This window comes from Streptomyces sp. NPDC007346 (assembly GCF_040703535.1).
Taxonomy (GTDB): domain Bacteria; phylum Actinomycetota; class Actinomycetes; order Streptomycetales; family Streptomycetaceae; genus Streptomyces.
The window spans coordinates 1-7,800 of the sequence record NZ_JBEYKR010000223.1; the positions used below are offsets into that span (position 1 = coordinate 1).

Annotated in this window: 7 protein-coding genes and 1 riboswitch; all 7 genes read left to right on the plus strand. The window is 70.4% G+C overall.

Features of this window, described 5'->3' with window-relative positions; translation table 11 throughout:
- On the plus strand, window positions 1-106 hold a 106-nt coding region (locus tag AB0917_RS32530; RefSeq protein WP_366823314.1), incomplete at its 5' end, for a PCRF domain-containing protein.
- A 155-nt stretch (window positions 107-261) separates the two neighbouring features.
- On the plus strand, window positions 262-2,487 hold the full coding sequence (locus tag AB0917_RS32535; RefSeq protein ID WP_366823309.1) for a carbon starvation CstA family protein: 2,226 nt from the start codon (window positions 262-264) through the stop codon (window positions 2,485-2,487).
- Complete coding sequence (locus AB0917_RS32540) at window positions 2,484-2,687, plus strand: YbdD/YjiX family protein (protein ID WP_366823310.1); 204 nt, start codon at window positions 2,484-2,486, stop codon at window positions 2,685-2,687. Before AB0917_RS32535 ends, AB0917_RS32540 begins: the two co-directional genes overlap by 4 nt.
- A gap of 132 nt (window positions 2,688-2,819) precedes the next feature.
- A complete protein-coding gene (locus AB0917_RS32545) occupies window positions 2,820-3,506 on the plus strand; it encodes a hypothetical protein (protein ID WP_366823311.1) in 687 nt (228 codons plus the stop codon).
- Complete coding sequence (locus AB0917_RS32550) at window positions 3,506-4,015, plus strand: GNAT family N-acetyltransferase (RefSeq protein ID WP_319176420.1); 510 nt, start codon at window positions 3,506-3,508, stop codon at window positions 4,013-4,015. Before AB0917_RS32545 ends, AB0917_RS32550 begins: the two co-directional genes overlap by 1 nt.
- A gap of 47 nt (window positions 4,016-4,062) precedes the next feature.
- Window positions 4,063-4,203, plus strand: a riboswitch (cobalamin riboswitch).
- A gap of 133 nt (window positions 4,204-4,336) precedes the next feature.
- On the plus strand, window positions 4,337-6,751 hold the full coding sequence (locus tag AB0917_RS32555) for a ribonucleoside-diphosphate reductase subunit alpha (RefSeq protein WP_366823312.1): 2,415 nt from the start codon (window positions 4,337-4,339) through the stop codon (window positions 6,749-6,751).
- A complete protein-coding gene (locus AB0917_RS32560; protein WP_366823313.1) occupies window positions 6,751-7,767 on the plus strand; it encodes a ribonucleotide-diphosphate reductase subunit beta in 1,017 nt (338 codons plus the stop codon). Before AB0917_RS32555 ends, AB0917_RS32560 begins: the two co-directional genes overlap by 1 nt.
- Window positions 7,768-7,800 lie beyond the last annotated feature (33 nt).

A 7,800-nucleotide genomic window follows, 5' to 3' on the forward strand; every position in this document is an offset into this window, starting at 1 on the left:
GGGCGACAGCGTGTACGGCAAGCTCAAGTTCGAGTCTGGCGCACACCGCGTGCAGCGGGTGCCGGCGCCTGTTTTCGGCCATCCCAGCTGGGGCCGGTCCACGTGAACCGCCCCGCCCTCCCGTCCGTGTCCTTACTGCGGAACTTCGGTGGAGACATCGGCAAAGCGGGACCGGTATGCGAACAGGGGTTCCGGAGAGCGGCCGAACCACCTAGATTTCGCGCACGTTACGACAGTGATCACGCGAGGGGACGGATCGAAATGCCGGAATCGCCCACACCAGCACCACCGGTTCCACAAGCACCGGGACGGCGGGCGCTGTCCCCCAAGTCGATAGTCGTCTGGAGCCTGGTGGCCCTGGCCGGCGCCGCCGGCTGGGCCACCCTCGCACTCTCGCGGGGTGAGGAGGTCTCGGCCGCCTGGATGCTGCTGGCGGCCCTCGGCTCGTACGCCATCGCCTACCGCTTCTACTCCCGGTTCATCGCCAACCGGGTCCTGAAGACGGACAAGAACCGCGCGACCCCGGCCGAACGGCTGGACAACGGCGTCGACTTCCACCCCACCGACCGCCGGGTCCTGTTCGGCCACCACTTCGCCGCCATCGCGGGCGCCGGCCCCCTGGTCGGCCCCGTGCTCGCCGCGCAGATGGGCTATCTGCCCGGCACGATCTGGCTCGTCGTCGGCGTCATCTTCGCCGGTGCCGTCCAGGACATGGTGACGCTCTTCTTCTCCACCCGCCGCAACGGCCGTTCGCTCGGCCAGATGGCGCGGGACGAGATCGGCCCGGTCGGCGGGATCGCCGCCCTGATCGCGGTCTTCGTCATCATGATCATCCTGCTCGCGGTCCTCGCCCTGGTCATCGTGAACGCGCTCGCCCACTCCCCGTGGGGCGTCTTCTCCATCGGCATGACGATCCCGATCGCCCTCTTCATGGGCGTCTACCTGCGCATCCTGCGGCCCGGCAAGGTCAGCGAGGTCTCCGTCATCGGCGTCGCGCTGCTGCTGCTCGCGATCGTCGCGGGCGGCTGGGTGGCCGAGTCGTCGTGGGCGGACTTCTTCACGCTGGAGCCGGGCACGCTGGTCATCTGGATGATCGTGTACGGGTTCCTCGCCTCCGTGCTCCCCGTCTGGCTGCTGCTGGCCCCGCGCGACTACCTCTCCACCTTCATGAAGGTCGGCACGATCGGGCTGCTGGCCCTGGGCGTGGTCGTCGCGCTGCCGACCCTGAAGATGCCCGCCGTCACCGACTTCGCCACCAGCGGCTCGGGCCCGGTCTTCGCCGGCTCGATGTTCCCGTTCGTCTTCATCACCATCGCCTGCGGCGCGCTCTCCGGCTTCCACTCCCTGGTCTCCTCCGGCACCACGCCGAAGATGGTCCAGAAGGAGACGCAGATCCGGATGATCGGCTACGGCGCCATGCTGGTCGAGTCGTTCGTGGCGATCATGGCGATGATCGCCGCCTGCATCATCGACCCCGGTCTGTACTTCGCCATCAACGCGCCCGTCGGCGTGATCGGCGACAGCGTCCAGTCCGCCTCCCAGGCCGTGGCCAACTTCGGGTTCACCATCACCCCGGACGCCCTGGCCCAGGCCGCCAAGGACGTCGAGGAGGCGAGCCTGCTCTCCCGGACCGGTGGCGCGCCCACGTTCGCGCTCGGCATGGCGGAGATCTTCTCCGCGGTGATCGGCGGGACCGCGATGAAGGCGTTCTGGTACCACTTCGCCATCATGTTCGAGGCGCTCTTCATCCTCACCACCGTGGACGCCGGCACCCGCGTCGGGCGCTTCATGCTCCAGGACATGCTGGGCAACGCCTACAAGCCGTTCCGCGAGGTCAGCTGGAAGCCGGGCGTCTGGTTCGCCAGCGCCGTCGTGGTCGGCGGCTGGGGCTACTTCCTCTGGGTCGGCGTGCACGACCCGCTGGGCGGCATCAACCAGCTCTTCCCGCTCTTCGGCATCGCCAACCAGCTGCTGGCCGCCGTCGCCCTGGCCGTCTGCACCACCCTGCTCGTCAAGTCCGGCCGCCTGAAGTGGGCGTGGGTCACCGCGGTCCCGCTCGCCTGGGACGTGGCGGTCACCCTCACCGCGAGCTGGCAAAAGATCTTCTCCTCGGACGTGAAGGTCGGCTTCTTCGCCCAGCGCGACAAGTACCAGGCGGGCATCGACGCGGGCGAGGTGCTGGCTCCCGCCAAGAACATGGACGAGATGCGGACCGTCGTCACCAACTCCACCGTCGACGGGGTGCTGTGCGCGCTCTTCGCGGTCCTCATCATCGTGGTGCTCGTGGACGCCGGCCGGGTCTGCTTCAACGCCATCCGCGACCCGGAGAGCGTCCGGCTCCACGAGACGCCGTACGTCGAGTCCAGGCTCGTCGCCCCGGCCTCGCTCATCGCGACCAAGGAGGAGAAGGCCGAACTGGCCGCCGCGGGCGTCGGCCCCGAGGGCGGCATCCGCAAGGAGACGGCGGGAACGGGGGACCGGACATGACGGTCGAGGACGTACGGCGGGTGGCGGGACGCATCCGCTGGTACGTCCGGGAGCTGACCGGCGAAGCCACGTACGACCGCTACGTGGCCCACGCCAGGTCCCACGATCCGGACACCCCGGTCATGACCCGCCGCGCCTTCGAACGCAGCCGCACGGACGCCCGTGAGGCGGACCCCCGCGAGGGCTTCCGCTGCTGCTGACCGCCGTCGGCCGATCGGGGCCGTCGCACCCCTCCCAGGGGCGCGGCGGCCCCTTTTCGCGCCCGTGGGCGAGTCCGGCCGCCGCTCGATTTCCCGGTGCGCGGACTCCTGACCGTACGAAAGGATGTGCCCATGACATCGCGCTGCCGGTCGCCCCGGCTCCGGCCCCTCCTCCCGACCGTGACACTGGCCCTGGCCCTGGCCCTGGCGGCGGTGACGGGCTGCGGCAGTGTCCCGGCGCCCGGCTCGGAGTCGGCGGCGGACCGGAGCTCCTCGGCCGAACCGGCGCCCGACCGGGCGGAGCTGGAGGCGCGGGCGAGCGCCGCGCAGCTCGTCACGGAGCATGTGTGGGTGACCGAGGCCGCGGGCTACGCCTTGGCGCGCCAGTCGGTCGGGGTGCTCGGTGACGACGGGTTCGGCAGCTCCTACACCGCGCCGGACGGCGGGATGCTCCAGCTGTCGGTGGAGCGCCGCCCGCACGCCGTGGCCGACTGTACGGACGGCTCCGCACCCGCCGGCGGTCAGGAGCCCCTGGTGACGTGCGAGCGGGACGGCGAACACTGGTACCGGGCCACGGAGTCGGGCCACGCGTACGCCCAGGAACAGGGCGACCTCGTGATCACGGTGAGCGGGGCGCGCGAGGTGGACCGGACGACGCTGCGGTCGGCGGCGCGGGCCGCCCATCGCGCCGACGACCACGAGCTGGACCGGGTGCTGCCGCCCGCCGGGGACGGCTCCGGACAGCAGCCCGTCGAGCGCGGCGACCTGCCGCCGGTGGGCGACGGCGCCCCGAACAACGAAGTGGGAGCGAGTGGCTGATGGATCTGACGATCAGAGTGGCGGAGCCCGGCGAGTACGCCGTACTCGGCGAGATCATCGCCGAGGCCTATCTCGGCGATGATCTGCTGGACGGCCCGCAGGACCCGTATCTGCTCAAACTGCGGGCGGTGGAGCAGCGGGCGGCCGAGGCGGAGGTGCTCGTGGCGCTCGACGCGGACGGGGTGGTGCTCGGTGGTGTGACGTATGCCGCCCCCGGCACTCCGTGGCGCGATATCTCCGCTCCGGACGAGGCCGAGTTCCGGATGCTGGCCGTGGCCCGTGCGGGGCGCGGACGGGGTGTGGGAGAGGCTCTCGTACGGGCGTGCGTCGAGCGGGCCCGGTCCGCCGAAGGCGTCCGGGGGCTGGTGCTGTCGACGCAGCCGGCCATGCTCCCAGCCCATAGGATCTACCGTCGGCTCGGCTTTCTGCGGACCCCTGAGCGGGACTGGGAGCCGGTGCCGGGCCTGCGCCTCATGACCTTCCGGCTGGGGCTGGAGGCGGCCTCCTGAGGGGCGTATTAAATCGACGCGACACAACATGTGGGGGCCGCAGCATCTGGCGCCCCCCACATGTATGCTCGACCTCGCTGTCGCCGCAGGGGAATCCGGTGTGAATCCGGAACTGTCCCGCAACGGTGTGATCAGTGTGCTTTTGCACACCTGAAGTCCGATGACCTGCCGACAGCGCGTCCGGCTCGACCGAACCGGACGCCAGACGTCCGGGCCTCGCGGATGGGCCGGTGGACGCCGTGAGCAGTGCTGCCCTCCGGGGCATCGTGCTGCCTGGCTCCCCGCTCGCCGCCGGCCCCCAGCCGAGCGAGGGAAAGCCCAGTGACCATCGCGCCCGCCGATCCGGTTTCAGCCACCGGAATCGCCGCCTCCACCACGTCCGGTGACCACGCGAACGACGGACCCGGGACCGCCCTGCTGCGGACCCTGACCGACCTCACCGTCGATCTGCCCGACACCGACCCCGGACGGGTCGCCGCCTCCGCGCTGCGCGGGCGCAACGCCCGCTCCGACGAGGCCGAGCTGCGCTCGCTGGCCACCGAGGCGGCCGCGGGGCTGATCTCCGAGGACCCCGCGTACTCCCGGCTCGCCGCCCGGCTGCTGACCCGCACGATCGCCGACGAGGCCGCGGGCCAGGGCGCGACGCACTTCTCCGCCTCGGTCGCGGTCGGCCACCGCGAGGGGCTGATCGCCGACCGCACCGCCGCGTTCGTGGCGCTCCACGCGAAGGCGCTCGACGCACTCGTCGACCGGGCCACCGCCGACGGCGCCGACGACCGCTTCGGCTACTTCGGCCTCCGTACACTGCACAGCCGCTACCTGCTGCGCCACCCGCTCACCCGCCAGGTCATCGAGACCCCGCAGCACTTCATGCTGCGTGTGGCCGCGGGGCTGGCCGAGGACGACTCGGTGCGGGCGCTGGACGAGGTCGCCGCGCTGTACGGGCTGATGAGCCGGCTGGACTACCTCCCCTCCTCCCCCACGCTCTTCAACTCCGGCACCCGGCACCCGCAGATGTCCTCCTGCTATCTGCTGGACTCCCCCAAGGACGAGCTGGACTCGATCTACGACCGCTACCACCAGGTGGCGCGCCTGTCGAAGCACGCGGGCGGCATCGGCCTCTCCTACTCCCGTATCCGCGCCCGGGGTTCGCTGATCCGGGGCACCAACGGGCACTCCAACGGCATCGTGCCGTTCCTCAAGACGCTGGACGCCTCCGTCGCGGCGGTGAACCAGGGCGGCCGCCGCAAGGGTGCCGCGGCGGTCTACCTGGAGACCTGGCACGCGGACATCGAGGAGTTCCTGGAGCTGCGCGACAACACCGGTGAGGACCAGCGCCGTACGCACAACCTGAACCTGGCGCACTGGATCCCGGACGAGTTCATGCGCCGGGTCGACGCGGACACCGACTGGTCGCTGTTCTCCCCCGCCGAGGTCCCCGAGCTGGTCGACCTGTGGGGCGACGCGTTCGACGCCGCCTACCGCGCGGCCGAGGCCAAGGGCCTGGCCCGCAAGACGATTCCGGCGCGTGAGCTGTACGGCCGGATGATGCGGACCCTCGCACAGACCGGCCAGGGCTGGATGACGTTCAAGGACGCCTCCAACCGGACCGCCAACCAGACCGCCGAGCCGGGCCGGGTCGTTCACTCCTCGAACCTGTGCACGGAGATCCTGGAGGTCACCGACGACGGCGAGACGGCCGTCTGCAACCTGGGCTCGGTCAACCTGGGCGCGTTCGTCGCGAACGGCTCGATCGACTGGGAGCGGCTGGACGCCACGGTCCGCACCGCGGTCACCTTCCTCGACCGGGTCGTCGACATCAACTTCTACCCGACCGAGCAGGCCGGGCGCTCCAACTCCCGCTGGCGGCCGGTGGGCCTGGGCGCGATGGGCCTCCAGGACGTCTTCTTCCAGCTACGCCTGCCCTTCGACTCCCCGCAGGCCCGCGCGCTCTCCACGCGGATCGCCGAGCGGATCATGCTCGCCGCGTACGAGGCCTCCTGCGACCTGGCCGAGCGGTCGGGCCCGCTGCCCGCCTGGTCCGAGACCCGGGCCGCGCGCGGTGTGCTGCACCCCGACCACTACGACACCGAGCTGAACTGGCCGGAGCGCTGGGACGCCCTGCGCGCCCGGATCGCGAAGAGCGGCATGCGCAACTCGCTGCTGCTCGCCATCGCGCCGACCGCCACGATCGCCTCGATCGCCGGTGTGTACGAGTGCATCGAGCCGCAGGTCTCCAACCTGTTCAAGCGCGAGACGCTCAGCGGTGAGTTCCTCCAGGTCAACGCCTACCTGGTGGACGAGCTGAAGAAGCTCGGCGTGTGGGACGCCCGCACCCGTGAGGCGCTGCGCGAGGCGAGCGGCTCGGTGCAGGGCTTCGCCTGGATCCCCGAGGACGTGCGGGCGCTGTACCGCACGGCGTGGGAGATCCCGCAGCGCGGCCTGATCGACATGGCGGCGGCCCGTACGCCGTTCCTCGACCAGAGCCAGTCGCTCAACCTCTTCCTGGAGACGCCGACGATCGGCAAGCTCTCCTCGATGTACGCGTACGCCTGGAAGCAGGGGCTGAAGACGACGTACTACCTGCGTTCGCGCCCGGCGACCCGGATCGCCCGTGCCGCCTCCGGTCAGGCGTCGGCCGCCGCCCCCATTCCCGTACAGCAGGCCTCGGCGCCCGACGCGGACGCCATCGCCTGCTCCCTTGAGAACCCCGAGTCCTGCGAGGCATGCCAGTAATGAGCACCAACGACACCAAGAACCTGCTCGACCCGGGCTTCGAGCTGACCCTGCGCCCCATGCGCTACCCGGACTTCTACGAGCGCTACCGGGACGCGATCAAGAACACCTGGACCGTGGAGGAGGTCGACCTCCACTCGGACGTCGCCGACCTCGCCAAGCTGTCGCCGGGTGAGCAGCACATGATCGGCCGGCTGGTGGCGTTCTTCGCGACCGGTGACTCGATCGTCTCGAACAACCTCGTGCTGACGCTGTACAAGCACATCAACTCCCCCGAGGCGCGGCTGTACCTGTCGCGGCAGCTCTTCGAGGAGGCCGTGCACGTCCAGTTCTACCTGACGCTGCTGGACACCTACCTGCCCGACCCGGACGACCGGGCGGCGGCGTTCGACGCGGTCGAGGAGATCCCCTCGATCCGTGAGAAGGCCCAGTTCTGCTTCAAGTGGATGGACTCGGTCGAGACGATCGACCGGCTGGAGACGAAGGCCGACCGCCGCCGCTTCCTGCTGAACCTGATCTGCTTCGCGGCCTGCATCGAGGGGCTGTTCTTCTACGGCGCCTTCGCGTACGTGTACTGGTTCCGCTCGCGCGGTCTGCTGCACGGCCTCGCCACGGGCACCAACTGGGTGTTCCGCGACGAGACGATGCACATGAACTTCGCGTTCGAGGTCGTGGACACCGTCCGCAAGGAGGAGCCGGAGCTCTTCGACGACGCGCTCGAGCAGCAGGTCACCGACATGCTGAAGGAAGCCGTCGAGGCGGAGCTCCAGTTCGGCCGCGACCTGTGCGGCGAGGGCCTGCCGGGCATGAACACCGAGTCGATGCGCCAGTACCTGGAGTGCGTCGCCGACCAGCGCCTGGCCCGCCTGGGCTTCCCGACGGTGTACGGCTCGGAGAACCCGTTCTCGTTCATGGAGCTCCAGGGCGTCCAGGAGCTGACGAACTTCTTCGAGCGCCGCCCGTCCGCCTACCAGGTGGCGGTGGAGGGCTCGGTCGGGTTCGACGACGAGTTCTAGGCCCCGCCGTCACGGCAGCCTGTTCCGACAGCG